We start from the raw sequence: 25,029 nt of genomic DNA, 5'->3' as shown, positions 1-25,029 counted from the left end.
CCTGGAGCGTCAGCGGCCGCCTCGCCTGTGCGACGTCCAGGAGAGGTCCTGACCCATGTTGCCCGCCGCGCCCCGGTCCCAGGCCTTCATGTCCCGGCGGTTGTTGCGAAAGGCCTTCAACATTCTCTCGGTGTCGTGCGCGCGGTGCCCCCTTCGGCGGCTCCGCCTGTCGTACACCAGGGTGACCACGACCAGGACGGCAAGAATCCCGCCAACGAACACGACAAACCACATGAACCCATCATCGTCCACCCCAAGGCGAACCGCCAGACCGACCACCTCAGCGGCCGCCGACCGTCCCGCTTCCCGCGCCGATCAAGAATGATCTCCCTGCGCGGGGTCCGGGGCGTCCCCGGTGGCTTCGGCGTGCAGTGCGGCGGCCTCCTCGGTGAGGTCGATCCCGACCGGGCACCACACGATGCACCGGCCGCAGCCCACACAACCGGACGACCCGAACTGGTCGTGCCAGGTGCCGAGCTTGTGGGTGAGCCACTGCCGGTAGCGGCTGCGGGGAGAGGCCCGGACGTCGCCGCCGTGCAGGTGGGAGAACGCCGGATCGAAGCAGGAGTCCCACACCTGCCAGCGCTCGGCGTGGTCGCCGGTGAGGTCGGTGGTGTCGGTGACCGTCGTGCAGAAGCAGGTCGGGCAGACCATCGTGCAGTTCCCGCAGCTCTGGCAGCGTTCGGTGACCTCGTCCCAACGGGCGGCCTCCAAGGTGCCCGCCATCAGCTCCTGCAGGTTCACCGGGGGCATCGCCCGGCCCATCCGGTCGGCGGCCGCGGCCACCTCCGCCCGCGCTCGATCCACGTCGCCGGACGCCGCGGGCCCGGCCTCGATGCCGTCCATCACGAGGGAGCCCGCCTCGGTGCCGACCTCCACGACGTAGCGGGGACGGCCGTCGTCGCCGGTCAGCTCCGTGAGCGCCAGGTCGTATCCCGGTCCCGCCTCCGGGCCGGTGCCCATGGAGACGCAGAAGCAGGTCTCGCCGGGTTCGGTGCAGTTGACCGCGATGATGAACGCGCCGTTCCGCCGGGCCGCATAGGAGGGGTCGACGTACCGTCCGCCCATCAGGACCCGGTCCTGGACGGCGATGGCGCGCAGGTCGCACGGCCGGACGCCGAGCAGCGCCAGCCGGGCCGGGGCGGGCGGCTGTTCCCGCACCTCGATGTCGTCGCCGGTCCGGTCCGCCTCCCAGAGCTTGACCCGCGACCGGTGCAGGAACGGCTTCCAGGACTGCGGCCCGGCCGCGTGGGCGAAGGCGGCGCCGTCCTGTCTGCGATGTATCCGGTAGCCGCCGGGCGCGAGCCGGACGCCCCACCCGTGCGGCAGCCGGTCGATCGAGTCCAGCTCGTCCAGGACGATGGCCTCGTCGCGGACGGTCGGGCCGATGACGGTGTACCCGGCGCGGCGGAGCGCGTCGTGGAGCGGGCCGAGGCCGGGCAGTTCCAGCGTGGTCATGGCGGTCGGTTCTCCTAGCGTCACGGGTGCCCTGGCGGCGGGCCGGCCTGGTCCCGGATCAGCGAGGCGACGATCCGGTCGGCGACGACGGTGACGGCGGCGGCGACCCGCGGGGTCAGCCCGCGGCCGAAGCCGAAGTCGAGCGCCTCGATGGCCAGCACGCGGAGCCGGACGGGCAGCTGCCCGACGGCCAGGCCGAGGGCGACGGCGTCGCCGAGCCCGAGGGCGTGGCCGGTGACGGGGCGCCTGGCGAGCGCCGCCGTCCGCATGCCGAGGTCATGGATCCGGCCGGGGTCGGGCGGGTCCGCGCGCACCGCGTCCACGACGATCGCGAGGTCGGCTCCGGCCCACAGGCCGATGAGCCGGGCCGGTTCGCCGTCGGTGACCGCGAGCGTCGCCCGCACCCGGCCGCGCAGGGCCTCGACGACCGCCGGGCCCGCGCCGTCGTCGCGGCGGAAGTCGTTGCCGACGCCGATGACGGTCGCCACCGGCGCGTCCTCCCGGGTCACGACCGGTCCACGGTGAGGTCGAGGAAGTGGGTGGAGCAGGAGATGCACGGGTCGTAGTTGCGGATCGCCTGCTCGCACCGGTGGGTCAGCGCGTGGTCGTCCAGATGCAGGCGGGACGAGACGAACCGGCGCAGGTCGTCCTCGATGGCGGCCTGGTTCTGCGAGGTCGGCGGAATGATCCGCGCGGCCCGGATCAGGCCGTCGGAGCCGAGGTCGTAGCGGTGGTAGAGGGTGCCGCGCGGGGCCTCGGTGGCGCCGTGGCCCGTGGCCTCACGGGCCGGGACGGGCACGGCCGGACGGCGCGGCGGCCGGTAGGCGTCGATGAGGCGCAGCGCCTCGTCCACCGCGTAGACGATCTCGACGGCGCGGACCAGGATGCTGCGGAACGGGTTGCGGCACTCGGCGCCGAGCCCGGCCCGGTCCGCGGCCTCCAGCGCCAGCGGCGAGAGCCGGTCGCGGTTGAGGGAGAACCGGGCGAGCGGCCCGGTCATGTAGGCGCCGCCATCGGTGAAGTGGGCGTGCAGCGCGGTCGAGTGAGGGACCTGCTCCTCGACGATGTGCTCCTCGAAGCGGTCGACGGGGAAGGCGCGTCCGGCGGTGCTCCGCAGCGTGCCGGCCTCCAGCGGGTACCGGTCGGCGGTCAGCGCGAGGTACTCGTGGTCGTGGGTGAAGTCGGGGAACTCGAACCCGGCCGCCCACTCCACGGTGGCGAGCGCGTCGTCGCGGGCTTGCCGCAGGGTCTCGGCGAGCGGGGCGAGTTCGGCGCGTTCGGGCGTCCGGTAAAAGCCGCCGACCCGGACGTTCACCGGATGGATGGCCCGTCCCCCGAGGACCTCCATCACCGTGTTGCCCGCCTTCTTCAGCCTCAGGCCCCGTTCGACGACCGGACGCTGGTCGCGGGCGAGTTCGACCGCGCCCGGGTAGCCGAGGAAGTCGGGCGCGTGCAGCAGGTAGACGTGCAGGGCGTGGCTCTCGATCCACTCGCCGCAGTACAGCAGCCTGCGCAGGTCGGCCAGGGCGCCGTCCACGGTCACGCCGCAGGCGTCCTCGATCGCCCGGCACGCGCTCGTCTGGTAGGCGATCGGGCAGATCCCGCAGATCCGGGACGTGATGTCGGGCGGCTCGGTGTGGTCACGGCCGCGCAGGAACGCCTCGAAGAACCGCGGCGGCTCGTAGATGTCGAGCCGCACCTCCTCGACGTCCGTGCCGCGGACCCGGACGTACATGGCTCCCTCGCCCTCGACGCGGGCGAGCGCCCCGACCTTCAGCGTCCGATCGTTGCGGTGCGTCACCGCTCGTCCCCTCCGCCCGGTTCCTCCGGCGGTTCCGGTTCCCCCGATTCGCCCGGCGTCCCCGGGGGTTCACGGAAGGCGGTGACGTTGAAGGTGGACAGCACCCGCTGTGTCTCGTCCTCGGTCATGTCCAGCCACGGCAGCAGCCCCCGGGTGTTGGGGTGGGTGCCGCTCCAGGCGGGAGAGGGGCCGAAGCAGCCGTAGCAGCCGCGTCCGTACGCTGGGCAGATCGCGCCGCAGCCCGCGTGGGTGATCGGGCCCAGGCAGGGGGTGCCATGGGCGACCATGACGCACACGTTTCCGCGGATCTTGCACTCGAAGCACACGCTGTGGGACGGGACGTCGGGCCGGCGTCCGGCGAGGTGGGCCGCCAGCACCTCCACGAGCTGGCGGCGGTCGATCGGGCAGCCGCGCAGCTCGAAGTCCACGGACACGTGCGCGGCGATGGGCGTCGAGCGGGCGAGGGTGGCGATGTACTCCGGACGCGCGTAGACGACGGAGGCGAACTCGGCGACGTCGCCGAAGTCGCGCAACGCCTGGACGCCGCCGGCGGTCGCGCACGCCCCGATCGTGATCAGTCTGCGGGACACCGCGCGCACGTGCCGGATGCGCTCCAGGTCCGCGGGCGTGGTGATCGACCCCTCCACCAGGGACACGTCGTACGGGCCGTCCCCGGCGGCGCTGGACGCCTCCAGGAAGTGGACGATCTCGACGCGTCCGGCGAGGGCGAGCAGCTCGTCCTCGCAGTCCAGGAGGGCCAGCTGGCAGCCGTCGCAGGAGGCGAACTTCCACACGGCGAGCGTGGGGCGTTCCATCGTCACAGCTCCCTGACCGTCATCAGCGGCGCGGCGCGCGCGTACGGCACGACGGGCCCGTCCCGGCAGACCAGCAGCGGGCCGAGCTGGCAGTGCCCGCACCAGCCGATGCCGCACCGCATGTTGCGCTCCAGCGACAGCCGGACGTCGGCGGCCCGCATCCCGAGCCCGGTGAGCGCCTCCGCGGTGACGCGCATCATCACCTCGGGCCCGCAGAGGAACGCGACGGCCCGTCCCGGGTCGACGTCCGCGGCGGACACCAGGGCCGTGATCAGGCCGACGTGACCCGTCCAGCCGGAGACGGGACGGTCCACGGTGACCTCGACCTGGACGCCGCGCGCCCGCCACTCGTCGAGTTCCCGGGCGAACAGCAGGTCGCCGGGGGTGCGGGCACCGATCAGGACCGCGATCCGGCCGAAGGCGCCCCGGTCCGCGAGGGCGTGCAGCACGACCGGCCTCAACGGCGCCAGCCCGATTCCGCCCGCGGCCACGACCAGGTCGCCGCCGCGCGCCGTCTCCATCCCCCAGCCGACGCCGAACGGGCCGCGCAGCCCCATGACCTGGCCCGGCCGCGTCCCGCACACGGCCCGGGTCACCGCGCCCACGGCCCGGACGGTCTGCTCCAGCACCGCCCCCTGCGCGGAGCCGGCCCCCGGGTCCGGTCCGATGCGGCTGACCGAGATCGGCACCTCGCCGACGCCGAACGCGTACATCATCGTGAACTGGCCGGGCAGCGGCGTCTGGATGGGCTCCCCCACGGGCTCCAGCGTCAGCGTGACCGTGTCGACCGTCTCCTCGTGCCGTCCCGTCACCCGGTACAGGACGGGCGCCATCGGCGTACCCGCCGGTGTCACCGGCGTGCCCGCGGATGTCATCGGCGTTCCTCGGGGTGGGCGTAGAGGTCGAGCATCCGGACCCGGGTGGCTTCCAGGCGGTCCAGCATCACCTGCGCGAACCGCAGGGCCAGGTCGCGGCCGAGTCGGGCATCGGCGTCGCACAGCTCCCGTACGGCGGCCCCGTCGAATCTGAAGGCGGTCACCGGTTCGGGGGCGACGGCGCCGAACCGCCAGCGGTGCGGTGGGAACAGCCACGACCAGCCCAGCACGGACGGGGCGGGCACGGACTCGACCACGACCGCGCCCCGTCCAGGGACCTGGAGGTCGAGAGTGACCTTTCCGGAGCGCAGCAGCCAGAACCTCTGAGCGGGTCCGCCCTCGGTGAAGAACCGGTGCCCCGCCGGGACGCCCACGGGCTCGGCGGTGGCCGCCAGCGCGGCGAGGTGCGGCTCGGGCACACCGGCGAAGAAGCGCTCCCCGGCCAGGACGCCGGACGTGACGCCGTCGGTCTCCCCCATCCGGCCCGGCCTCCTCTCGGGAAATGGGTCCGCATCGCCTTCTCAGGAAGGGTCCGCGTTGCTCTCAGGAATGGGCCCGCGTCGCTCCCGCTCGGGAACCGCGGTCGAGTACGGGTGCGGGGCACGCCGCGGTGTTGACCACGGCCAGCTGGCTCACCGTGTAGTGGCGCAACATGACCACGTCGTACGGAGTGAGCCGGTGGCAGATCCAGTCCCAGTGCAGGGCGACCGTGTCACCCGGGCCGACGGCCGGTCCGGGCCCGAGGCCCGCCGTCTCCGCCCGGGGATCACCCAGAGTCAGGGCGAGACCGTCCCACACCAGCGGACGCGACAGTACCGTCGCCGTCCCGTCCTGGACGGACGTGACACGCCCCCACCTGATACGGCAACGGTCCAGAACTCGTAACGCCTCCTCGCAGAACCCCGCCCTGAGCAGCCCCACCCACGGGTAGACGGCGAACACGTGGAAGTTGTGGTGCGGACGTCCTCCGGCCATGGCCAGCGACGCCAGGTCGGCCCGGTGACGGCCCGTCCGCCGTCCGAACCGGTCGTCCAGGTGGGCGGCCAGCAGCCGCGCCCCGACCCGTTCGAGCGGCGGCCCGCCGATCCAGTAGGCCCGCACGACCCGCGCGTCCAGCGGATCGGTGACGCGCGACGCCGCCGCGATCAGCTGGAGGTAGGGCCACGCCCCGCAGAACCGTCCGGCCAACTCGGTCAGGCCCCGGTCGGCGACCCCGGCGGCGGCGTAGTCCCGAACCGCGGTGCTGTCGTCCGGTCCGCAGTACCCGAGCGCATTGGGCGGGTACGCGAACCGGGCGAACAGCACCGGGCCCGGGGTCATGCCGCGGCGCTCTCCGGAACCCGCGCCCGTTCACGCCGCCGCGTCGCCGCCACCACCAGGGCGGCCCCCGCGAACAGCACCGCCAGCCCGCCCGCCTCGGCGGCGGACGGCGCGCTCCCGGTGTCCAGGGCCGACAGCGCCGCGGTCACCAGGGCTCCGACGCTCAACACGGCCGTCACGTCCACGGCCGGCGCCAGCGACAGCGCGACGAACCAACCGGCGACGTAGCAGGCGAGGATCGCGCCGGTCAGCGCCGCCCACCCCCAGGCCCGTCCGTCCAGGCCCGTCAGGACGCGCCACCGGCCGCTCACCGCGTCCCAGGCGACCAGGATCACCGCTCCCAGCGCCATTCGCGACGTTCCGAGCACCAGCGGTTCGACCCGCGGCAGCAGCCGTCTGGCCACGATCACCTCGACCGACCACAGCAGCGTCGCCGCGAGGATCATCAGCTCGCCCGTTCCGAACCGGAACACCGGCAGCCCACCGTCCGCGAACGCCTGCCCCGCCACCAGCAGGGCGACGGCGGCGGCCTGGAGGACCCCGGCCCGCTCGCCCAGCAGCGGCAGCGCGAGAAGCGCCACCCAGACCACCAGCGTCTTCTGCAGGAACGCCGCGTGCGTGGACGACTCGGTGGCGAGCCCCTCGTAGAACAACACGAACGGGACGCTGCCGCCGATGACCGCGATCGCGAGCATCCCCGCGGCCGTCCTCCCCCGCACCGGGAACAGCGTCCGGTCGTCCCTCCGCAGCCTTCCGGATCCGGCGAGGACGACCGTCACCAGCACCCCGGCCGCGACGAGGTTCTTCGCCGTCGTGTAGACCGTCGCGTCCCCGGCGGCCCGTACTCCCCGCGCGTTCAGGAAGATCGCCACACCGCTGATCACCGCGGTGCCGGACGCGAACGCGATCCCGCGCGCGTGCCCGGTCACGGCTCGCGTCCCCTCGTGCCGTCACGCACCGCCGCCAGCTCCGCGGCCTCTTCCGCGGAGATCCTGCGGACGGCGATACCGGTGTGCACGACCAACCAGTCACCCGTCGCCACTGAGACACCCTCCATGTCGAGGATCACCAGGGAGACCCCGGTCCGCGTCTCCCCGCGTACCACCGTGGCCGTGCCGTCACCGGTCGAGACGACCCGGCCGACCTGCTCCAAGCACATCTTCGCACCCCCTGCGGCGACCGTCCCGGCCCACACATGACCGCCCACGGACGAAGGTCCCCAGCCGGCTCCAGCCCTACGGCCAACAGCACACCAAGGCGCTCCCCAGAAACCAGAAAGCCACCGATGCCCAGCGTCCAGGACAGGGACGAGTTGAGGATCGATCGCCGCAGGGCCGGTCAGTCGCGAAGGAGGCAGGGCTGCGGCGGACGGGACCGATTCGCGTGCAGCGCAGCCCTGCTGACCTGCGGAATTCAGGGGCTGTCGATGCGCGCGGTGATGCCCTCGATCGCGTCCTGGGTCTCCGCCAGCGGTACCCGCACCAACTCGTCGTCCGCGCCGCGCCGGGTGTAGTGGGTGTTGGTGATCTCCACGCGCAGCTCCTCGACCGTCACCACCGTGGAGACACCGAGGTCGCTGATGTGCGCGGCGAACAAGCCCCGCATACACAACTCGCACAAGAGGAGACGCCCGGCCTGCCAAGGAGTGAGCACCTCGCGCGAAACCGGCCATCCGTCCGGCAGTGCCAGCGAGAACCACACCACCTTGCCGCTGACGGGGACCGGCCGCAGCCGCGACCGGCTGCGGTGCGTACCCGTCGCCTCGGCAAGCGCGGCCACGATCGCGAGCCCCTTTCCCGATTCGGCGAGGAGGTCCTCGCATACCGGCGCGGGCAACTCGCCGGGGTCGGCGTCGAACACCGATACCACCAAGGCAGGGCAAGGTGCGGTGCGCACCCACACTCACAGCTCGGCGGCCTGTCCACGGGCATGTACCAGGGCGTTCGTGCTCAGCTCCGACACCGCCAGCGTTCCGTCGTCGATCAGGCCGGCCGGAAGGCCCACCTCGCGCATCACGATCGAGAGGGCCGACCGGGCCACCGACGCGCACGTCCGGTCCTGCGGCAGCGGGAACACCCTCGCCTCCCCGGCCACCAGGACGGGCGTTTCACCGCTCAGCATGCCCCACCCCGCAGGCCCTGCGCGCTGCTCGCAGCCGTTGTGCAGCATTTGCCCGGACGTGCGGACGGCTCGGCCTGCACCCTCACCGGCTTCCGCTCCACACCCGGCGCAACGCGCCGCGGCGCGAATGGCACCAGCGTGGGCGGTCCGCCAAGAACAGTTGGCGATGTCGGTCCGGGGACGTCGGCTCGCACGAGAGCTGCGACAGCATCGAGAGCACGCCGGGCTGACCCCAGACCAGGTGGTCACCAGACTCGGGTGGAGTCGATCGAAGATCAGTCGCATCGAGAACGGGCGGACACGACCGGGCGTTGCCGACGTGACTGCGGCGCTCGACTTGTACGGCGTCAACAGCCCTGCCCGGGACGCGCTCGTCCAACTGGCCCGCGACGTGCAGAAACGCGGCTGGTGGACGAACTACGCAGACCTTTGGGACGGCTCCTATGTCGGCCTGGAGGACGAGGCGTCCCTGATCCGGTCGTACCAGGTCCAATTCGTCCCAGGCCTGCTCCAGACACCCGACTACGCCCGTGCCGTGATCTCAGCGGGCCGCCCCGACTCTCCTGAGGCCGTCGACCGCCGCGTGCAGGCTCGGATGGCCCGCAAGTCCCTACTGGCCCGCAGCGACGCACCCGCGCTGGTGGTCGTCCTGGACGAGGGGCTGCTGCGCCGTCCGCTGGGCGGCACGAAAGTGATGCGCGAACAGCTCTACGCCCTCATCGGGGCGTCCCAGGGCGGCAACGTCACGATCAGGGTGCTCTCGACGGAATCGGAGAGCCTCGCCGGAGCCGAAGGACCGTTCGTGCTGCTGTCCTTCGAGACGTCCGACCCCGATGTCGCCTATTCCGAAGGCATGACCGGTTGCATTTACGTCGAAAGCCAGGAGCAGGTCACCCGCTGTAAGGTGACATTCGAGCGTCTGCTCGAGACCGCGCTTTCCCCGGAGGAGTCGGTCGCCCTCATCGAGACCTACGCCAAGGAGTAGCGGGTGCCGATGCCTACCGCCCCTCACACGGCCCCTGTCTGGCGGAAGTCGAGCCGGTCCACCAGCAGCAACGACTGCGTTGAGGTAGCCGAGTTCGAGGACGAGGTCATCGTCGTACGCGATTCGAAGCTCGCGTCCGGGCCCGTCATCTCCCTCTCGCGTGGAGCCTTCACCGCCCTGGTCAGCACCGTCCGCGTCATCACCCGCACGGTTTGACGCGGAGGAGGCACTGCTGGACCGGGTTGCGCCCTGCCTCGTCCAGCCGGGCCTCCTGAGCGGGTTGCAAGGTTCACTCAGCCGCCCACCGCGTCCCTGAACACTTCGCGTACTCCAGCTCCGGCACCATGTGCGGGTGCGTCTCCGGCGGTCATCGAGCCGTCGCGTCCAGCAGTGAGGGACAAGGGCACGACGCGATCGGGTCATGCGGCTGACAAGAGTTCCCTGCGTGCTGGCCTCGGCCACATGTTCTCGAGCGCCACTACTCGAAGTCGGCGGGGTGTTCTTGTCCCCCGTGCGAGCTACCGGGCAATGTCCACTCAATGGTGACGATTCGCGTGCAGTGAACTCCCTAGCGTTTCCGGGGTCGCTGCAGCGCTCGAGCTGCTTTCTCGTATACCGCCGCCGTGTGCGTCACGGCGGCGATTCGCTCCCTGGAGAAGACCATGATTCGCCAGATCAAGACGGCCGCCGTCGCCGCGGTGTGCTGCACCGCCGTCGGCGCGGGCCTCGCCGGTTGTGAGGACGACTCGGCGGCGGACGGAGGCCGTTCTCGCGCGGGCAAGGCCGCCGCCGATCCATTCTCCGGAACCAAGAAGGTCGTCGTCGGTGGAAAGTCGGTGAACGTGTCGTGTTCGGGCGACCTGGCGAAGGGCAGGCCGGTCATCGTCCTGTTGCACGGAGGGGGCGACAGTCTGGACAAGATGGCCGCCGTCCAGAAGACGCTGAGCGAGGGGAACCGGGTCTGCTCCTACGACAGGCTCGGCGCAGGCAAGAGCGACCGGCCGGACGGTCCGCAGGACTTCGCCGGCAGCGGGAAGGTCCTGACCGGGGTCCTCGACCGGATCGCCGGTGACTGCCCGGCCGTCCTGGCGGGGCACTCGCTGGGCGGGCTGCTCGCCGCCCGGTACGCGCCCGGCCACCAGGACAGGGTCAAGGGGCTCGTCCTGATGGACGCGACGCCGCCGACGATGATCCACGATATTTCCACGGTGATCCCCGAGTCCGCCAAGGGGCCGGGGGCCGCGGTCCGCGCGCAGAACCTGGCCATCTTCCAGGGGCAGAATCCGGAGCGGCTCGTCATCACCGATGGACCAGTCCAGTCCGCCGGGGACATTCCGGTGGAAGTGCTCCATCACGGGAAGCAGTACCTCGCCGCCGTCCCCGAGTACGGGCCGCAACTGGAGCAGGCGTGGTCGGCCGGGCAGCGGAAGTGGCTCGCGCTGTCCAGCCGCAGCAGGCTGAGCACCGTCGCGAGGAGCGGGCACTACATCTACCTCGAGCGGCCCGACGTCGCCGTCCAGGCCATCCAGCGTGTCACCGCGCAGGCCGCCCACTAGGCGACCGGCAGCCGGCCGGTCGTCCGTGCCCGCGTCGATGCGTCCCCCATCCCCGGGCGAGCCCCGGCCGGTTCATCCTGAGGCGCGGCGGTTCCGCCGCCGGGACCGCTACCCTCGGCCGGTGATCGTTCTGCCGCGGGTCCCGGCCATGTGGCGGCGCCGGGATGTGACGGTCCGCGATCTCCCGCTCGCGGCGCTGCTCGCCGCCGTCTCGTTCCTGCCGACGTTCCGCGGCCATGAGACGCAGGTCGGCGAGCTTCCGGCCCGTCCCTTCGACGCGTTTGCGGTCGTGGCGCTCGCCCTCCTGTGCCTCCCGCTCGCCGTGCGCCGGCGGTGGCCGATGGCCTGCCTCGCCCTGGTGTCGCTCGGCTTCGTCGTCGCCCAGCTCCGCGGCTACCACATGGTCGCGGGGACGGCGCTGCCCGTCGCGTTGCTGAGCACGGGCGTCCATCTCGGGCATCACAGGCGTGCCACCGTGGTCGCCTGTCCGCGGCGTACGTGCCGCTGGCGGTCGCACTCCACCGGCTCGGCGGGACGGAGCGGCTGGACGGGTACCTGGCGTTCTACCTGGGGCTGGTCGTGGCCTGGGGCATCGGGTCCTGGCTGCGGTCCACGCGTGCCGCCGAGGCCGAGCGCCGCCTCCGGCTCGCCGAGGCCACCCGGGCCGCCGAACGCACCCGCATCGCGCGCGAGCTCCACGACGTCGTGACCCACCACGTGACGGCGATGGTCGTCCAGGCCGAGGCGGCGCGCTACCTGACCGCCGCGCCCGACCGCCTCGACGGGACCCTGAGCGTGATCGGCGACACCGGACGGCGCGCCATCGCCGACCTGCGGCACCTGCTCGACCTCCTCAACCCCGGGCACGGTGCCACGAGCGGGGACGAGGCCTGGACGCCGTCCGCAGGCGACATGGACGCGCTCGTGGGGCAGGCGCGCCAGGCCGGGCAGCCGGTGGAGTTCGTCCAGGGGGGCAGCCCGGCGGAGTCCGCCGGCAGCGCCGAGTTCGTGGCGTACCGGGTCGTCCAGGAGGCGCTGACCAACGCGCTCAAGCACGCCCGCGGCAGCCGCACCGTCACGCGGGTGCGCTACGGCGAAAAGGAGATCACCGTGCAGGTCGGCACCGACGGTCCCGGAGGACGGACCAGGTCCCCCGGCGGGAGCGGACGTGGCCTGGCCGGGCTCCGCGAACGGGTCGACGCCCTCGGCGGCGAGTTCAGCGCGGCCCCGCAGGCCGGCGGCGGCTTCGTCGTGCGGGCGCGCATCCCCACCGGGAGCCGGTCGTGAGCGCACCCGTCCGGGTGCTGGTGTGCGACGACCAGGCACTGATCCGCACCGGGTTCACGACGATCATCGACGCGCAGCCCGACCTGGAGGTGGTGGGCGAGTGCGGGGACGGGCGGTCCGCAGTCGACCTCGCCCGCCGCCTGGACCCCGACATGGTGGTGATGGACGTCCGGATGCCGGTGCTGGGAGGCATCGAGGCGACCCGGCTGCTGGCCGGCGCCGGGGTCGCCGACCCGGTCAAGGTGCTCGTGGTGACGACGTTCAACCTGGACGAGTACGTGTACGAGGCGCTGCGCGCGGGCGCGAGCGGGTTCCTGCTCAAGGACGCTCCTCCGGCGCAGCTCCTGCACGGCATCCGCACCGTCGCGACCGGCGCCGCGCTGCTGGCGCCCGAGGTGACGCGGCGGCTCGTCGGCAGGTACGCGGCCCGGATCCGTCCCGCCCCGGACGCGGCGGACGACGTCCCGCTGACCCCGCGCGAACTGGAGGTGCTCCGTCTCATCGCCGACGGCCTCTCCAACGGCGAGATCGCCTCGACGCTGGTGCTCAGCCACGAGACCGTCAAGACCTACGTGTCGCGCATCCTCACCAAACTCGACCTGCGCGACCGCGTCCAAGCCGTCGTCTACGCCTACCGCAACGGCCTCGTCTCCTGAAACCACGCGAAGGCCGTCTTGCGGCCTGGCCAAGGCCAAGCCGCAAGACGGCTGAATGCGGCTGCTATTGGGGAGTGGGATCCTCCCCTCTGACCGATCCATCCGGACCGGGGGACGCTGTGAGGTACTTGGCGTGGAGTTGGCCGCAGGCGGCGTCGATGGTCGTTCCGAGTTGGCGTCGCCTTGTCGCGTGGACGCCGCGGGAGGTGAGGCCGTCCACGAATTCGTCCACTCGGGTGGAAGACGGAGCCCGGTAGTCTGGTGAGGCACCCGACGCCTCGTTATAGCGGATGACGCTGACGTGGAACAGTTCAGGACGCGACCGTGCGCGGGCCATTTCGGCCAGAGCGGCGAGGTGGTCGTCGCTGTCGTTGACACCGGCGATCAGCAGATAGGCGAGATAGACCTTCCGGCGGCTCACGACGGCATGCCGGTCGAGGATCTCGAGGTTCTGTGCGAGCGGGAAGCGGTCCTCCAGGGGAATGATGCGGGCTCGCTGCCGCGCGAACGGGGAATGGACGGAAAGGGTGACCGTCACCTGCGGATGTTCGTCGACCAGGCGGGCCAGGTTCGGGGCGAAGCCCACGGTCGACACGGTCACCCGGCGTGCGGAGATCCCCGCGTAGCCCGCGTCCGTCAGAAGGGTGAGCGCGTTGAAGACGTGCGGGTTGGCGAGCGCCTCGCCCATCCCCATGAAGGCGACACTCGCCGGCCGGGACAGCCCCTCGCGGGTCCAGTGCGGGTGCATCACCTGGGCGACGATCTCGTCGGCGGTGAGGTTGCGGACCAGGCCGACCGCGCCGGTGGCGCAGAACGTGCAGCCCAGGCCGCAGCCGGACTGCGACGAGACGCACATGGAGTCCCATCCGGCCCGGTAGTGCGACACGACGGTCTCGATGCGGGCCCCGCTCTCCGAGGAGAACAGCACCTTCTCCACCTGTTCGTCCCGTTGGACTTCCAGAGGAGTCAGAGGGTGCAGCTGCGGACCGAATCGCTCCGTGAGGTCGGCGCGCAGAGCGGCGGGTAGTGCATGAACGTCGGCGAAGGTCTCGGCCGTCGAGCTCTGCCAGGCGGCGATGAGCTGACGGAACCGGAACGCGGGAGCACCGGTCTGTGCGAGGTGGTCGTGGATGTGTGACCAGCGGCTTCTCGTGGCCAGGACGGCGCTCACGCGTCACCGCCCGAGGGGGAACTGACCTCGCGGCCCCGGTAGAAGCCGCAGTGCTGGCAGGCCCGGTGCGGCAGGGTGGGCTTGCCGCAGGCCGGATTCGTGCAGGTGGTGAACGTCGGCGCGCTCGCCTTCCATTGGGCGCGACGGCGGCGGGTGCGGGAGCGCGATGTGCGGTGCTGCATGGCTGTGGCCTTTCGTGAATGGTTGCGAAATGTCAGCGGAACTGACGGGACAACCGACCACGGGCCATGACTAAGAAACCCATCTACGCAGAACACTCTGGACGCCGCCCGAATGCCGGACGGAAAGGTGGACGCGTAGGGGTGAGATCGAGGGCGCGCGCGTTCGCAGGCACGAACTCAAGACCGAGGTCTGCGCGGTGCGAACATGCCAGTGAGATTCACGCAGAGGTGTCAACGCTTCGAACGAGCGGACTCACGCTTCTGCGAGAGGGAACAGTCGATCACCGGTGCGGGCGTCGCCCGCCGGGTGAAGGCCACCGGCAGTTCGGTGGCTAGATTCTGTCGACCTCGATCTGCATGACATTCACAATATCAGCCGTGAGTCACTGCTGAGCCTGACCGACCGCCGCGGGCTCAGCAGGCTGCTTCTTCGGTGGAGCTATTTGTAGATGGCGAGGCCGTTGGGGACGGAGCGTTCGTGACCACCGGACGGGTTGTTGCGAACGGTGGCGGCCGGCTTTCCAGGCAGGCGGACGGCCATGGTGGACGAACCCCCGCCGTCCAGGAGCAGCGCGTCGCGGGACCCGATGCGAAGCAGCAGCTCGGCCATGCCCGCGGCCGTCTCGCCGGAGCCGGTCTCGCGACGGCCGTCCAGCACCACCACGTACATTCGGCGTCCGCCCGGAGCGAGCCCGACGGCGGTGCGGGGGCTGCGGGAGCGCGCGTCCAGGCCCAACGTCGGCTGTCCGCCGCGGAGCAGCGGCAGGCCACCGAGCGCGTGGCGGAACCGGAAGGAGCCGGTCAGCGCAGTGGAGATCTGCACCTTCTGGCCTTGACTCAGTGCGCGAAGCTCAGCCGCGCCCGCGTCCCGGCCGAGCAGCAGGCTGGTATCGGGCGGAAGCTGACCGCCGGGATCGGCGCTACCCACCACCTTGCCGTCGCGGACCAGAACGGCGGCGGTGTCGAAGGAGCAAGGCGCATTGCGCATCAGGTCGGTGCCGCAGAACGCGCGGGCGCGCGAGGCCGGACCCCAGGCCGCGGTGTAGAGGCCGACACCGTCGACCGGCAAGGCGAACTGGTTCAGGCCGCGCAACTGGATCGTCTGGGCGCCCGCACGCACCTTCCCGGTCAGGGACAGCCGGGCGATCCGTCCCGCGCCGCGCCGGTCCACACCGATGACCATGCCGGACGTCCCCGGCGGCGCGGCCGGACCGAACCGCTGACCGTCCGGGACGGCGGCACGCACCGCCTGCCCCTCGAACACCTCCGGCCCGTCCGGCGCGAAGGTGGCGGGCACACCAGGATGAGCCTTCTCAGAGATGTCGAAGAAGTCACCATTGACCCCCGCGACTGCGCGCGCCGCGTTCACCATGTCGGACACCCGAGCTCGCGAGACACCGGGCGGCGGGCGCAACAACCCGACCCGCACCCTCTTCAGGTCGATGTCCAGCAGCGTCCCGGTGACCTGCTCGTACCGCACGTCCCGAACAACGACACCGGGAGAGACCCGCACATAGGGCACAGGTGACGCAACAGGCGCCAGGGCCACCGAGAGCATGATCCGCATCAGCACCCGCCCCATGCTGACGCAAGATCACACCCCCAAGCGGCCCATTCGACCGGCCCAGAAAACGTGTCGCCCCACAAGCGCCACGCCCAGGACCTGCGCAGACACGGCCGCACCGCAACGAACCGGAACACTCGACACGTGCCCTGCTGACCGACCAGGACGGCCCGCAATGGAACCAATGGCGACACGGAAGCCGCTCCTGGAGGAGTGAGGGTAAGCAGCGAGTGCTCGTCCCGCTGGGGTTCCCCAGCGGGACGAGAACACGCTCACCCCGTCCCGGAGGCGGACTTCTGAACCACCCGCCTAGCTGACGTCGCGGGTGAGCTTGAGAATCAGGTCGGGGGCCTCCCTGAGGTCGCTCGTCGTCGTGACGAGCTTCATAATCAGCGTCGTGGCGGCGGTCTCGGACAGCGGCTGGCCGATGCCCGCGATCGCCGCGTAGGACCGCATCTGCTCGACAAGCTCGGGGATGAGCTTGGCCTGTTCGTGCAGATTGTCGATGACCGTTTCGAGCTCGATGGTGAGCCGGACCACGGCGTCGGTGGCGCTCTCCGGCGGCGGCGGAGCGGCCTCCGGGCTCTCGTAGGCCCTCATGACGATGCGTCCGCGCTTGGGCGCGACCTTCGGGAAGACGGTGTTGAACCAGTCCCGGTCCGCTTCGACGGCCTCATCGTCCGCCTCGGGCGGCACCGTGGTCCCGGCCTCGTCGACCTTCCGCGGCTGGCGGTTGCCGTCCATCGCGGCGGCGATCTCCCTCAGCAGGCCGACGGCACGGAGCCTGTCCTCGCGCATCGCGTTGAGCGAGTTGGTGACGCTCCGCCGGATGCGCAGCGAGGTCTGCTCGCCGTCCTCGTCCTCGCCGGCGGCGGCGCGGACGGTCTGCGCCCCCATCGAGCCGCGATCGGCCTCGACGATGTCATAGGCAGCCAGCCAATGCGCCGCCCGGTACATCAGGAGCTCCTCGAAGGCCGGCAGGTCGTCCTCAGCGGTGGCCAGGAGATCCGCGAGCGACCGCCCGGAGGAACGGAAGCCCTCCTTGGCGATCGACGGGGGGAGAACGTCCGCGACGCGTGGGTTCCACGGGTCCGGGTAGCTGACCGACGTGAGCGCAGACCAAGCACGCAGCCGCTGGTTGACGTGCTCCCTGGTGAGCTGCGATGGCGAGGGCTCGCTGAGCGCCGCGCGGATGGCCTTCCGCTTCTCCTTCTCACTCTCCACCGGGAAGAACTCCTCGAGAAGCCGCATCGACCGCAGGTCGCGGAGCGCCGACACGGTGGCGTCCTGGGGCACTCCGGCCAGCCGGGTGATCGGCAGTTCACCGGTGAGGACTCCGGCCGTGGTCTCGTCGAGGAGCCCGCCCTCCTGGTACGCGCCGATGATGCTGCGGCCCAGGGCCCTCGCCCGGTCGTTGGGCTTGAACTCCAGGGGCGGATGCACATGGTCGCGCCGGTTGCTGGTCTGAACGATCTGATAGAGCCGCTCGGGCGTCGGCGTGCCGACCACGAGCTGCGCCTCGACGACGGCCACCCGGTGGGCGCGGTAGGCCATGGCGCTGGTGTCGTCGTCGACGATGGCCTTCTGGAACTCGCCGTTGAGCTTCTCCGCCAGTGCCTTGAGCCAGAACGAAGGGTTCGTGGCGATGTCCGAGCCCGACCGACCGATCTTCTGCATCGGAACACCGGTGATGATCTCGCTGGACGTCAGGCCGAACAACTCCTGCCGGGCCTTGGTCCGATTGTTCCCCCTGACCGCGGGCCAGGCCCACGCCGAGCCTCCGACGGCGAAGCGGTACTCCTGGGGAACGAGCAGGCAGGGTTCGAGTTGACCGTTGAGCGCGAGATCCTCGGTGAGATCGTAGGAGCGCTGGTTCACCTGAGTCATAAGCTCGTTGCCGGCCTTCTCGACGACGAACCTCAGCTCCTCCGGATCCTTAACGAGGACGCTCAGCGCCGCGCCCGGCTGATGCTGGTCCTCGGGATCGACCCACGGGGTGAGCGGAGGGAGCGGATGCTTGTTCCTGGAGCCGGGGTCGGACGGGGCCGCCCACGCACTGCTCTGCCGCTCGTTCCGCTCCCAGACGGAACCGGCACAGCCGATCAGCTGGACGTCCAGGACGTACATCTGACCGGCGCTGGTCTTGATCTCCCGAACGGCCCGGAGCTGCGCCGGCCGGTCGGTCGTGGCCCTGGTCAGCAGATCTTTCGGCCTGACGATCAGTGGAGCGATCGCCTCCAGAGCGGACCGGGGGACGTTGACGTGGACCGACGCGAGCGCGGCCTCCACGAAGTTGTGCTGCCACTCCTTCGTCGACGGTGCGACGAACGGGTGATCGGATTCGGTCATGCGGCGGCCTGCCTTTTCATGTGGCGGCGACGCGCGTTCCGCGCGGCCCCGTGAGCCGACGGCCGCTCCGGCCGCCGGGAGGGGCTCCCGGCCATGGGGGACGGGACGCCGCCTGAACAGACGCGTTCCGCTGAGGTGCGGCAGGGTCTGGTCTGGCCGTCCGGTGCGGAGGGAGCCCCTCCAGGCCTTTTCCGCTGGGCCGCCGGAGGGCGGCACTGTGCGGTACGTCGGCTAGCCCTACCCGGGTTCCGGGCACAGGCCCAAGGGCGCTCGTCCACCAGGGACGCGCTCAAGGGCATTCCTAACAGGCGAACCCACCACCGATGGGGCGATTGAGGAAAGTGGTCCACGTTTGGCCATCACCCAACACCAAGCGGACGCACGCCAAGCTGCTCCCTGCTCGCGATCCAAGGGTCGGCGGGTCAGCGGGTTAGGGCGTGGTCGATCCATTCGTCGGACTGTTCCAGGAGGAGGTGGCCGGCGCCGAGGATGCTGGCGTCGCGGCCGGAGCGGGAGGCGCTGATCTCCAGGTTGCGGGTCGCGAGGGGGAGGCAGCGCTGGTAGATGGCGCCGCGGATGGTCGCGACCAGGGGTTCGGCGTTGGAGAGGCTGCCGCCGATGACCAGGGCGTCGGGGTTGAAGAAGTTCACCAGGGCGGTGAGGACGTCGCCGATGAGCTGTCCGGCGTTGCGGACGGCGGCGGTGGCCTGGGGGACGCCGTCGGTGACCAGGTCGACGATCTGGGACGGGGAGTCGGCGGTGAAGCCCTGGGCGGCGAGGGTCGCGGCGAGGGCGGCGCCGCTGGCGTGGGCCTCGAGGCAGTCGGGGTGACCGCAGGAGCAGTCGACGGTGGCCTCGGAGCGGATGCGGACGTGGCTGATGTCGCCCGCCGCGCCGCGGCCGCGGTGCAGGCGGCCGTCCACGATGACGCCGCAGCCGATCCCGCTGCCCAGCTTGATGACCATGATGTTGTCGAGGTCGGGCCAGGAGGCCCGGTGCTCGCCGACGGCCATGAGGTTGGCGTCGTTCTCCACCAGGACGGGGATGCCCGCCAGCTCGGCGGCGAACTCGCGGACGGGGAAGTCGTTCCAGCCCGGCATGCGCGAGGGTGAGACGACCTGGCCGGTCGCCGGGTCGACGGGGCCCGGCATCCCGATGGCGAGACCCCGGATGGGGACGTCGCGCAGGCCGTGCTCGCCGGTGAGGGCGCGGAGGCTGTCGATGACGGCCTTCAGGGTGCCCTCGGGGCCGACCGCTATGTCGAACTCCAGGTCGGCGGTCGCGCGGAGCGCGCCGCCGAGGTCGACGGCGGCGAGGCGGGCGTGGTGGGCGCCGAGGTCGGCGACCAGGAAGACCCCGGCCTCGCGCGCGAGGCGGATCCGGCGGGGGCGGCGGCCGCCGCGGGACGCGCCGGCGCCCTCCTCGACGAACAGGCCGGCCCCTATGAGCTGCTCGACCCGGAGCGAGACGCTGGAGGCGGCGAGACCGGAGAGGCGGGCGAGTTCGGCCCGCGACTCGGCCTGGCCGGTGGCGACCATGCGCACGAGCGCGGCCGGTTGGTCCTCTCTGCTGTTACGCACCCCAGATAGATAGCATGCGCCGACTTGGTACAGCAATGCGTTGACTTCCATCGATTTGTGCGGCTAATGTCCAGTTCGACTTCGATTTCGAAGGAAGTTGGATCGAGGATGACCGAATGATCGAGGTTCGCGGCCTGCACAAGCGCTTCGGCGCGCACACCGCCCTCCACGAAGTGGATCTGGACGTCGCACGCGGCGAGGTGGTCGTCGTGGTCGGCCCGTCCGGCTCCGGCAAGTCGACGCTCTGCCGCTGCCTCAACCGGCTGGAGACGCCGGACGGGGGCGCGGTCCGCATCGACGGCGACGAGCTGCCCGCCGAGGGCCGCGCGCTCGCCCGGCTACGCGCGGACGTGGGCATGGTGTTCCAGTCGTTCAACCTGTTCCAGCACAAGACCATCCTGGACAACCTGACGCTGGCGCCCGTCCGGGTGCGCGGACTGAAGCGCGACGAGGCCGAGAAGAACGCCCGCGAGCTGCTCGACCGGGTCGGCATCGGCGCCCAGGCCGAGAAGTTCCCCGCCCAGCTGTCGGGCGGCCAGCAGCAGCGCGCCGCGATCGCGCGCGCCCTGGCGATGCGGCCGAAGGCGATGCTGTTCGACGAGCCGACGTCCGCGCTGGACCCGGAGATGGTCGGCGAGGTCCTGGACGTCATGACCGACCTGGCCCGCGACGGGATGACCATGGTGGTCGTCACCCACGAGATGGGGTTCGCCCGCAAGGTGGCCGACCGCGTGGTGTTCATGGCGGACGGCGAGATCGTCGAGACCGGCACGCCGTCGGAGTTCTTCGAGGCACCCAGCTCCGACCGGGCCCGGGACTTCCTGGCGAAGGTCCTCAGCCACTAGCCGTCCCGCCTCGGGACCCGGGCCGCGAGCTCCCGGCCCCGTCACGAGGCGGAGACCTCGGCCCCGTCCGGGCCGAGACCCCCCATGGTCATGAATCTCGGCCCCGTCCCGGGGCCATGACTCCCGGCCCGGTTCCCGAGACGGGAACGCAGGGCCCGGTTCCACCCCCGGCGCGCCGTGCGCGGCGCGCCGCCCGAGAAAGGTTGTTGATCATGGTGCGTACGTCTGCGCGGAAGCGCTGGGCTGTGCCGGTCGCGATCGCCGCGCTGTCGGCCGTGGGCCTCTCGGCCTGTTCCAGCGGCGACTCCGACAAGTCCGTCCCGGGCGCCGCGGGCGGCGGCAAGCAGGACGACCTGATCGCCTCGGCGCCGGTCGCGGCGAACCTGCCGGCCGGCTCCACCATGGAGAAGATCAAGCAGCGCGGGCAGCTGGTCATCGGCGGCTCGCTGGACGCGCCGCTGCTGTCCCAGCAGAACCCGGGGACCAAGAAGGTCGAGGGCCTGGACGCCGACTTCGGCCGGCTGCTGGCCAAGTACATCATCGGCAAGCCCGAGGTGAAGATCGTCAACTCGGCCTCGGAGACCCGTGAGGCGCTGCTGTCCAACGGCACCGTCGACGTCGTCTTCCAGACCTACTCCATCACCCCGGAGCGGGCCAAGCAGGTCTCCTTCGCCGGGCCGTACTACAGCTCCGGCCTGGTCATCGCCACCAAGAAGGACACGACGGGCATCGCCTCGCCGACCGACCTCAAGGGCAAGACGGTCATCGCGGGCGCCAACACCCCGGCGATCGCGGCCATCAAGAAGGTCGCCCCCGACGCCAAGATCGTCACCTTCGGCACCGACCCCGAGTGCGTCCAGGCGCTCAAGCAGGGCCGCGGCGACGCCTACGTCCAGGACGAGGCGCTCCTGCTCGCCACCGCCAAGCAGGACCCGAGCGTCAAGATCCAGGGCAAGCCGTTCACGGCCGACCCCTACGGCATCGGCCTCAAGCACAACGACACGCAGATGAAGCAGTTCGTCAACGACTGGCTGAAGCAGATCCAGGCGTCCGGCCTGTGGGCGAAGACCTGGAAGAACTCGATCGGGACGGTCGTCGACGGCGAGGCTCCGACGCCCCCGGCGATCGGTTCCGCTCCGGGCTCCGAGTGAGCCTGACCTTCGAGTAGGAGGGGGCCTCGCCCCGCCATGAACGTCATCACCGACCATCTCTCCGAATTCGGCGACGGCCTGCTGCTGACCATCGAGCTGGCGCTGCTGTCGCTGGCCGGCGCGTTCGTCGTCGGCATCGTGGTGGCCGCGATGCGGGTCTCGCCCGTGCGCGTCCTGCGCGCCGCGGGGATGGCCTACGTCGAGGTCCTGCAGAACATCCCGCTGCTGGTCTGGCTGGTCATCGCCGTGTTCGGGCTGCCGGAGATCGGAGTGATCGCCGGACTGTTCACCACCGCGGTCGTCGTGATCGTGCTCTACCAGGGCGCGTACACGGCCGAGGCGATCCGGTCCGGGATCAACTCGGTGCCGGCGGGGCAGGGCGAGGCCGCCCGCGCGCTCGGGCTCACCTTCACCCAGTCGCTGCGGCTGGTGGTGCTGCCGCAGGCGCTGCGCACCGTCGTCCAGCCGCTCGGCAACATCGCGATCATGACGCTGCTGAACACCGCGCTGGCCGCCGCGGTCGGCGTCGTGGAACTGACCGCCGCCGCGAACCGGGTCAACCTGGCCGAGGCGAAGCCGCTCTGGATCTTCGTGGCGGCGGGCCTGATGTACATGGCGCTGTCCGGGCTGATCGGCCTGGTCACCGGCGTCCTCGAACGGAAGTGGGCGATCCTGCGATGAGCGCACCGTCCTCGCGGCTGCTGTTCGACGAGCCGGGCCCGCGCGCCCGGCGCCGCATCCGCGTCGCCACGGCGCTGTCGGTGCTCGCCGGGCTCGTCCTGGTCGCGCTCGCACTGAAGCAGTTCGCCGACAACGGGCAGATGGCCGCCGACCGCTGGCGTCCGTACGGGACGTGGCCGATGTGGCGGTACCTGCTCGAGGGCCTGTGGTCCACGCTGCAGGCGGCCGCCGTGTCGATCGCGATCTCGGCCACGGCCGGTGTGCTGCTCGCGGTCGGGCGGGTCTCCCCGTCCCGGTGGCTGCGCCTCCCGTCCGCCGCCTACGTCGAGATCGTCCGGACGATCCCGGCGCTGCTGCTGGTCTACATCGTCCTGTTCGCCCTCCCCCGCTACGGCATCGACCTCCCGCTGTTCTGGAAGCTCGTCGTCCCGCTGTCGGTGTCCAACGCCGCCCTGTTCGCCGAGGTCTTCCGCGCGGGCATCCGCTCGGTCGAGCGCGGGCAGATGGAGGCGGGCCTGGCGCTCGGCCTCACCCGCGGCCGGGCCATGCGGACGGTCGTCCTGCCCCAGGCGGCGCGGCGCGTCCTGCCGTCGCTGGTCAGCCAGTCCGCCGGACTGCTGAAGGACACCTCGCTCGGCTACGTCGTCAGCTACGCCGAGCTGCTCTACAGCGGCAAGGTGCTGGCGAACTTCAACCACCTGCTGATCCAGACCTACCTGGTGATCGCGCTGATCTACCTGGTCATCAACGCGTCGCTGGCCAAGCTCGCGCGGACGCTCGAGGCGCGGCAGCGCAACCGTCCGTCCCGCGCCGCCCGGCACGCCGTCGCCGCGGCCGTCCCGACGGCCATGACCGACGGGGGGAATTCTTGATGAGGAGTCCGATGTACGAAGTGCTGGCCGAGGTCGTCCGCAACGACTTCGTCGAGAGCCGCCATTACGGCAGCGTCGTCGGCCTCAACCCCGACCGGAGCGTCGCCTACGCGCGCGGCAACGTGGACGAGACCGTCCTGCCGCGCTCGACGACCAAGCCCTTCCAGGCCGTCGGCTGCCTGTCGGCGGGCGCGCCGCTGGCCGGCGAGCGCCTCGCGATCGCCGCGGGCAGCCACACCGGCGAGGACTTCCACGTCCGGGCGGTCGAGTCGATGCTGGCGGACGCCGGTCTCGGCGCGGACGCCCTGCAGTGCCCGCCCACCTGGCCCGAGGACGAGCCGACCAAGGCCGCGCTGATCAGGGCCGGTGAGGGCGAGTCCCGCGAGCGGATGAACTGCTCGGGCAAGCACGCCGGGATGCTCGCCGCCTGCGTCGCCAACGGCTGGCCGGTCGAGAACTACCTCGACCCAGAGCACCCGCTCCAGCTCGAGATCGCCCGGATCATGGGCGAGGCCGCGGGCGAGGCCCCGTCGCCGGTCGCGATCGACGGCTGCGGCGCCCCGCTGTTCGGCCTCACCCTGACCGGGCTCGCCCGGGCGATGGTCACCCTCGTCCAGGCGGACGGCCCGTATCGCGCGGTCGCCGACGCCATGCGCGCCCACCCCGAGTACGTCGGCGGCACCGGCCACGCCAACACCGAGTTCATGCAGCTGCTCCCCGGCTGCGTGGCCAAGGGCGGCGCCGAGGGCGTCTTCGTCGCCGCGTCCGCGGACGGCCACGCCGTCGCGGTCAAGGTCATCGACGGCAGCCCCCGCGCCACCACCGCCATCGCCCTGCACGCGCTCGCCGCGCTCGGCGTCGACACCACCCCCGCCGCCTCGCTCGGCGCCGTCCCCGTCCTCGGCGGCGGACGTCCCGTCGGCGAGATCCGCATCACCCCGGAAGGACAGCAGTGAGCCTCACCCACGAGATCTGCATCGACAGCGTCGCCGGCGCCATCGCGGCCGAGAAGGCCGGCGCCCAGCGCGTCGAGCTGTGCTCGGCGCTGTTCGACGGCGGCCTCACCCCCACCCTCGGCACCGTCCGCGCGGCGCTCGCCGCCGTCTCGGACATCCGGGTGCACGTGATCATCCGTCCGCGCGGCGGGGACTTCATCTTCGACGAGCACGAGATCGCCGCGATGGAGGACGACGTCGTCGTGGCCCGCGAGGCCGGCGCCCACGGCGTGGTGATCGGCGTGCTCACCCCGGAGGGCACGATCGACCGCGCGGTCACCGAGCGGCTCATCGAGGCCGCGGGCGACCTCTCGATCACCTTCCACCGGGCCTTCGACATGGTCGCCGACCCGTTCGCCGCCCTCGACACGCTCATCGAGCTCGGCGTGGACCGCGTCCTGACCTCCGGGCAGGACACGACCGCGCTGGAGGGCGCGCCGCTGATCGCCGACCTGATCCGGCACGCCGACGGCCGCATCGTCATCATGCCGGGCGGCGGCATCACCGACCGCAACGTGGCCCGGGTCGTCGCCGAGACCGGCGCCCAGGAGATCCACTTCGCGGCGCTCGCCCCGGAGCCGAGCCCGGCCGTCCACCGCAACCCGTACCCCTACATGGGCGGCGAGCTGCGGCGCCCGGAGTACGAGCGGCTCGTCACCAGCGGCGCCGACATCTCCGCCGTGATCAACGCCGCCGGCTGACCGGACGCGTTGCTCCCCTGAGGCGCACGCCCTCCCCGTGACGTGGTGGGGTGCCGGGGCCGGC

General features: G+C 71.5%; 28 protein-coding genes and 1 pseudogene. 12 read left to right on the top strand and 17 right to left on the bottom strand.

Annotated elements, in window-relative coordinates; translation table 11 throughout:
• Positions 1 to 9: 9 nt before the first annotated feature.
• The 12 genes from AB0L06_RS17885 to AB0L06_RS17830 all read right to left on the bottom strand — a co-directional run bounded on the left by AB0L06_RS17885 (position 10) and on the right by AB0L06_RS17830 (position 8,390).
• The gene (locus tag AB0L06_RS17885) at positions 10 to 234 is read right to left on the bottom strand and encodes a hypothetical protein (RefSeq protein WP_500232108.1); all 225 of its coding nucleotides are present in this window, start codon (positions 232 to 234) and stop codon (positions 10 to 12) included.
• Between the two features lie 81 nt (positions 235 to 315).
• Positions 316 to 1,458, bottom strand: a complete 1,143-nt coding sequence (locus tag AB0L06_RS17880; protein ID WP_500232107.1) for a 4Fe-4S dicluster domain-containing protein — start codon at positions 1,456 to 1,458, stop codon at positions 316 to 318.
• A gap of 20 nt (positions 1,459 to 1,478) precedes the next feature.
• On the bottom strand, positions 1,479 to 1,967 hold the full coding sequence (locus AB0L06_RS17875) for a hydrogenase maturation protease (protein ID WP_500232106.1): 489 nt from the start codon (positions 1,965 to 1,967) through the stop codon (positions 1,479 to 1,481).
• On the bottom strand, positions 1,964 to 3,259 hold the full coding sequence (locus AB0L06_RS17870; RefSeq protein ID WP_500232105.1) for a Ni/Fe hydrogenase subunit alpha: 1,296 nt from the start codon (positions 3,257 to 3,259) through the stop codon (positions 1,964 to 1,966). The genes AB0L06_RS17875 and AB0L06_RS17870 overlap by 4 nt, the downstream gene beginning before the upstream one ends.
• A complete protein-coding gene (locus tag AB0L06_RS17865) occupies positions 3,256 to 4,074 on the bottom strand; it encodes an NADH-quinone oxidoreductase subunit B family protein (RefSeq protein WP_500232104.1) in 819 nt (272 codons plus the stop codon). The genes AB0L06_RS17870 and AB0L06_RS17865 overlap by 4 nt, the downstream gene beginning before the upstream one ends.
• A gap of 2 nt (positions 4,075 to 4,076) precedes the next feature.
• A complete protein-coding gene (locus AB0L06_RS17860; RefSeq protein WP_500232103.1) occupies positions 4,077 to 4,949 on the bottom strand; it encodes an FAD/NAD(P)-binding protein in 873 nt (290 codons plus the stop codon).
• Positions 4,946 to 5,428, bottom strand: coding sequence for a Crp/Fnr family transcriptional regulator (locus AB0L06_RS17855; protein ID WP_500232102.1), 483 nt, complete (start codon positions 5,426 to 5,428; stop codon positions 4,946 to 4,948). The genes AB0L06_RS17860 and AB0L06_RS17855 overlap by 4 nt, the downstream gene beginning before the upstream one ends.
• A gap of 64 nt (positions 5,429 to 5,492) precedes the next feature.
• Positions 5,493 to 6,269: a DUF6390 family protein gene (locus tag AB0L06_RS17850; protein WP_500232101.1), complete on the bottom strand. Its 777-nt coding sequence runs from the start codon at positions 6,267 to 6,269 to the stop codon at positions 5,493 to 5,495.
• The gene (locus AB0L06_RS17845; RefSeq protein WP_500232100.1) at positions 6,266 to 7,198 is read right to left on the bottom strand and encodes a DMT family transporter; all 933 of its coding nucleotides are present in this window, start codon (positions 7,196 to 7,198) and stop codon (positions 6,266 to 6,268) included. The genes AB0L06_RS17850 and AB0L06_RS17845 overlap by 4 nt, the downstream gene beginning before the upstream one ends.
• Positions 7,195 to 7,476, bottom strand: coding sequence for a HypC/HybG/HupF family hydrogenase formation chaperone (locus AB0L06_RS17840; RefSeq protein WP_500232099.1), 282 nt, complete (start codon positions 7,474 to 7,476; stop codon positions 7,195 to 7,197). The genes AB0L06_RS17845 and AB0L06_RS17840 overlap by 4 nt, the downstream gene beginning before the upstream one ends.
• A 206-nt stretch (positions 7,477 to 7,682) precedes the next feature.
• Positions 7,683 to 8,129, bottom strand: coding sequence for a hypothetical protein (locus tag AB0L06_RS17835; RefSeq protein WP_500232098.1), 447 nt, complete (start codon positions 8,127 to 8,129; stop codon positions 7,683 to 7,685).
• A 42-nt stretch (positions 8,130 to 8,171) separates the two neighbouring features.
• Positions 8,172 to 8,390 carry a hypothetical protein gene (locus tag AB0L06_RS17830; RefSeq protein ID WP_500232097.1) on the bottom strand — a complete coding sequence of 73 codons (219 nt, stop codon included), beginning with the start codon at positions 8,388 to 8,390 and terminating at the stop codon, positions 8,172 to 8,174.
• A gap of 127 nt (positions 8,391 to 8,517) precedes the next feature.
• Here AB0L06_RS17830 and AB0L06_RS17825 point away from each other — a divergent pair, with 127 nt between their 5' ends.
• The 6 genes and pseudogenes from AB0L06_RS17825 to AB0L06_RS17800 all read left to right on the top strand — a co-directional run bounded on the left by AB0L06_RS17825 (position 8,518) and on the right by AB0L06_RS17800 (position 12,874).
• Positions 8,518 to 9,375 carry a helix-turn-helix domain-containing protein gene (locus AB0L06_RS17825; RefSeq protein WP_500232096.1) on the top strand — a complete coding sequence of 286 codons (858 nt, stop codon included), beginning with the start codon at positions 8,518 to 8,520 and terminating at the stop codon, positions 9,373 to 9,375.
• Between the two features lie 9 nt (positions 9,376 to 9,384).
• The gene (locus tag AB0L06_RS17820; protein ID WP_500232095.1) at positions 9,385 to 9,591 is read left to right on the top strand and encodes a DUF397 domain-containing protein; all 207 of its coding nucleotides are present in this window, start codon (positions 9,385 to 9,387) and stop codon (positions 9,589 to 9,591) included.
• 446 nt (positions 9,592 to 10,037) lie between these two features.
• Positions 10,038 to 10,931, top strand: a complete 894-nt coding sequence (locus tag AB0L06_RS17815) for an alpha/beta fold hydrolase (protein ID WP_500232094.1) — start codon at positions 10,038 to 10,040, stop codon at positions 10,929 to 10,931.
• Positions 10,932 to 10,968: 37 nt separating this feature from the next.
• Positions 10,969 to 11,331, top strand: a pseudogene (locus tag AB0L06_RS17810) (DUF7134 domain-containing protein); the annotation flags it as partial.
• A gap of 98 nt (positions 11,332 to 11,429) precedes the next feature.
• A complete protein-coding gene (locus AB0L06_RS17805) occupies positions 11,430 to 12,218 on the top strand; it encodes a sensor histidine kinase (RefSeq protein WP_500232093.1) in 789 nt (262 codons plus the stop codon).
• Positions 12,215 to 12,874 carry a response regulator gene (locus AB0L06_RS17800; RefSeq protein WP_500232092.1) on the top strand — a complete coding sequence of 220 codons (660 nt, stop codon included), beginning with the start codon at positions 12,215 to 12,217 and terminating at the stop codon, positions 12,872 to 12,874. Before AB0L06_RS17805 ends, AB0L06_RS17800 begins: the two co-directional genes overlap by 4 nt.
• A 64-nt stretch (positions 12,875 to 12,938) precedes the next feature.
• On the opposite strand, the gene AB0L06_RS17795 is transcribed toward AB0L06_RS17800, so the two are convergent.
• The 5 genes from AB0L06_RS17795 to AB0L06_RS17775 all read right to left on the bottom strand — a co-directional run bounded on the left by AB0L06_RS17795 (position 12,939) and on the right by AB0L06_RS17775 (position 19,720).
• Positions 12,939 to 14,045, bottom strand: coding sequence for a radical SAM protein (locus tag AB0L06_RS17795; RefSeq protein WP_500232091.1), 1,107 nt, complete (start codon positions 14,043 to 14,045; stop codon positions 12,939 to 12,941).
• Positions 14,042 to 14,227: a 50S ribosomal protein L32 gene (gene rpmF, locus AB0L06_RS17790; protein WP_500232090.1), complete on the bottom strand. Its 186-nt coding sequence runs from the start codon at positions 14,225 to 14,227 to the stop codon at positions 14,042 to 14,044. The genes AB0L06_RS17795 and rpmF overlap by 4 nt, the downstream gene beginning before the upstream one ends.
• A 439-nt stretch (positions 14,228 to 14,666) precedes the next feature.
• Entirely contained in the window at positions 14,667 to 15,809 is a 1,143-nt protein-coding gene (locus AB0L06_RS17785) for a phosphodiester glycosidase family protein (RefSeq protein ID WP_500232089.1), read from the bottom strand.
• Positions 15,810 to 16,100: 291 nt separating this feature from the next.
• Positions 16,101 to 18,140 (bottom strand): hypothetical protein, encoded by a 2,040-nt coding sequence (locus AB0L06_RS17780; protein WP_500232088.1) that lies wholly within the window; start codon positions 18,138 to 18,140, stop codon positions 16,101 to 16,103.
• 422 nt (positions 18,141 to 18,562) lie between these two features.
• A complete protein-coding gene (locus AB0L06_RS17775) occupies positions 18,563 to 19,720 on the bottom strand; it encodes an ROK family protein (protein WP_500232087.1) in 1,158 nt (385 codons plus the stop codon).
• Between the two features lie 116 nt (positions 19,721 to 19,836).
• Between AB0L06_RS17775 and AB0L06_RS17770 the strand changes: the two genes are divergently transcribed.
• The 6 genes from AB0L06_RS17770 to AB0L06_RS17745 all read left to right on the top strand — a co-directional run bounded on the left by AB0L06_RS17770 (position 19,837) and on the right by AB0L06_RS17745 (position 24,965).
• Positions 19,837 to 20,565: an amino acid ABC transporter ATP-binding protein gene (locus AB0L06_RS17770; RefSeq protein ID WP_500232086.1), complete on the top strand. Its 729-nt coding sequence runs from the start codon at positions 19,837 to 19,839 to the stop codon at positions 20,563 to 20,565.
• Between the two features lie 212 nt (positions 20,566 to 20,777).
• A complete protein-coding gene (locus AB0L06_RS17765) occupies positions 20,778 to 21,716 on the top strand; it encodes a glutamate ABC transporter substrate-binding protein (protein WP_500232085.1) in 939 nt (312 codons plus the stop codon).
• A gap of 36 nt (positions 21,717 to 21,752) precedes the next feature.
• Entirely contained in the window at positions 21,753 to 22,397 is a 645-nt protein-coding gene (locus AB0L06_RS17760) for an amino acid ABC transporter permease (RefSeq protein ID WP_500232084.1), read from the top strand.
• Positions 22,394 to 23,269 (top strand): amino acid ABC transporter permease, encoded by an 876-nt coding sequence (locus AB0L06_RS17755; protein WP_500232083.1) that lies wholly within the window; start codon positions 22,394 to 22,396, stop codon positions 23,267 to 23,269. The genes AB0L06_RS17760 and AB0L06_RS17755 overlap by 4 nt, the downstream gene beginning before the upstream one ends.
• Positions 23,270 to 23,280: 11 nt before the next feature.
• Entirely contained in the window at positions 23,281 to 24,225 is a 945-nt protein-coding gene (locus AB0L06_RS17750; protein WP_500232082.1) for an asparaginase, read from the top strand.
• The gene (locus AB0L06_RS17745; RefSeq protein WP_500232081.1) at positions 24,222 to 24,965 is read left to right on the top strand and encodes a copper homeostasis protein CutC; all 744 of its coding nucleotides are present in this window, start codon (positions 24,222 to 24,224) and stop codon (positions 24,963 to 24,965) included. Before AB0L06_RS17750 ends, AB0L06_RS17745 begins: the two co-directional genes overlap by 4 nt.
• The last annotated feature ends 64 nt before the right edge of the window (positions 24,966 to 25,029 follow it).

Origin of the sequence: Spirillospora sp. NPDC052269, assembly GCF_040679435.1 — a bacterium.
Taxonomy (GTDB): Bacteria; Actinomycetota; Actinomycetes; order Streptosporangiales; family Streptosporangiaceae; genus Spirillospora.
This window is presented reverse-complemented; position numbering and strand designations above follow the sequence as displayed.

Bases quoted from the DNA above. Each gene is read 5' to 3' on its own strand.
- AB0L06_RS17885 (WP_500232108.1), bottom strand. From the start codon at position 234: ATGTGGTTTGTCGTGTTCGTTGGCGGGATTCTTGCCGTCCTGGTCGTG.
- AB0L06_RS17880 (WP_500232107.1), bottom strand. From the start codon at position 1,458: ATGACCACGCTGGAACTGCCCGGCCTCGGCCCGCTCCACGACGCGCTC.
- AB0L06_RS17865 (WP_500232104.1), bottom strand. From the start codon at position 4,074: ATGGAACGCCCCACGCTCGCCGTGTGGAAGTTCGCCTCCTGCGACGGC.
- AB0L06_RS17860 (WP_500232103.1), bottom strand. From the start codon at position 4,949: ATGACATCCGCGGGCACGCCGGTGACACCGGCGGGTACGCCGATGGCG.
- AB0L06_RS17855 (WP_500232102.1), bottom strand. From the start codon at position 5,428: ATGGGGGAGACCGACGGCGTCACGTCCGGCGTCCTGGCCGGGGAGCGC.
- AB0L06_RS17850 (WP_500232101.1), bottom strand. From the start codon at position 6,269: ATGACCCCGGGCCCGGTGCTGTTCGCCCGGTTCGCGTACCCGCCCAAT.
- AB0L06_RS17830 (WP_500232097.1), bottom strand. From the start codon at position 8,390: ATGCTGAGCGGTGAAACGCCCGTCCTGGTGGCCGGGGAGGCGAGGGTG.
- AB0L06_RS17825 (WP_500232096.1), top strand. From the start codon at position 8,518: ATGGCACCAGCGTGGGCGGTCCGCCAAGAACAGTTGGCGATGTCGGTC.
- AB0L06_RS17820 (WP_500232095.1), top strand. From the start codon at position 9,385: ATGCCTACCGCCCCTCACACGGCCCCTGTCTGGCGGAAGTCGAGCCGG.
- AB0L06_RS17815 (WP_500232094.1), top strand. From the start codon at position 10,038: ATGATTCGCCAGATCAAGACGGCCGCCGTCGCCGCGGTGTGCTGCACC.
- rpmF (WP_500232090.1), bottom strand. From the start codon at position 14,227: ATGCAGCACCGCACATCGCGCTCCCGCACCCGCCGCCGTCGCGCCCAA.
- AB0L06_RS17785 (WP_500232089.1), bottom strand. From the start codon at position 15,809: ATGGGGCGGGTGCTGATGCGGATCATGCTCTCGGTGGCCCTGGCGCCT.
- AB0L06_RS17780 (WP_500232088.1), bottom strand. From the start codon at position 18,140: ATGACCGAATCCGATCACCCGTTCGTCGCACCGTCGACGAAGGAGTGG.
- AB0L06_RS17770 (WP_500232086.1), top strand. From the start codon at position 19,837: ATGATCGAGGTTCGCGGCCTGCACAAGCGCTTCGGCGCGCACACCGCC.
- AB0L06_RS17765 (WP_500232085.1), top strand. From the start codon at position 20,778: ATGGTGCGTACGTCTGCGCGGAAGCGCTGGGCTGTGCCGGTCGCGATC.
- AB0L06_RS17760 (WP_500232084.1), top strand. From the start codon at position 21,753: ATGAACGTCATCACCGACCATCTCTCCGAATTCGGCGACGGCCTGCTG.
- AB0L06_RS17755 (WP_500232083.1), top strand. From the start codon at position 22,394: ATGAGCGCACCGTCCTCGCGGCTGCTGTTCGACGAGCCGGGCCCGCGC.
- AB0L06_RS17750 (WP_500232082.1), top strand. From the start codon at position 23,281: ATGTACGAAGTGCTGGCCGAGGTCGTCCGCAACGACTTCGTCGAGAGC.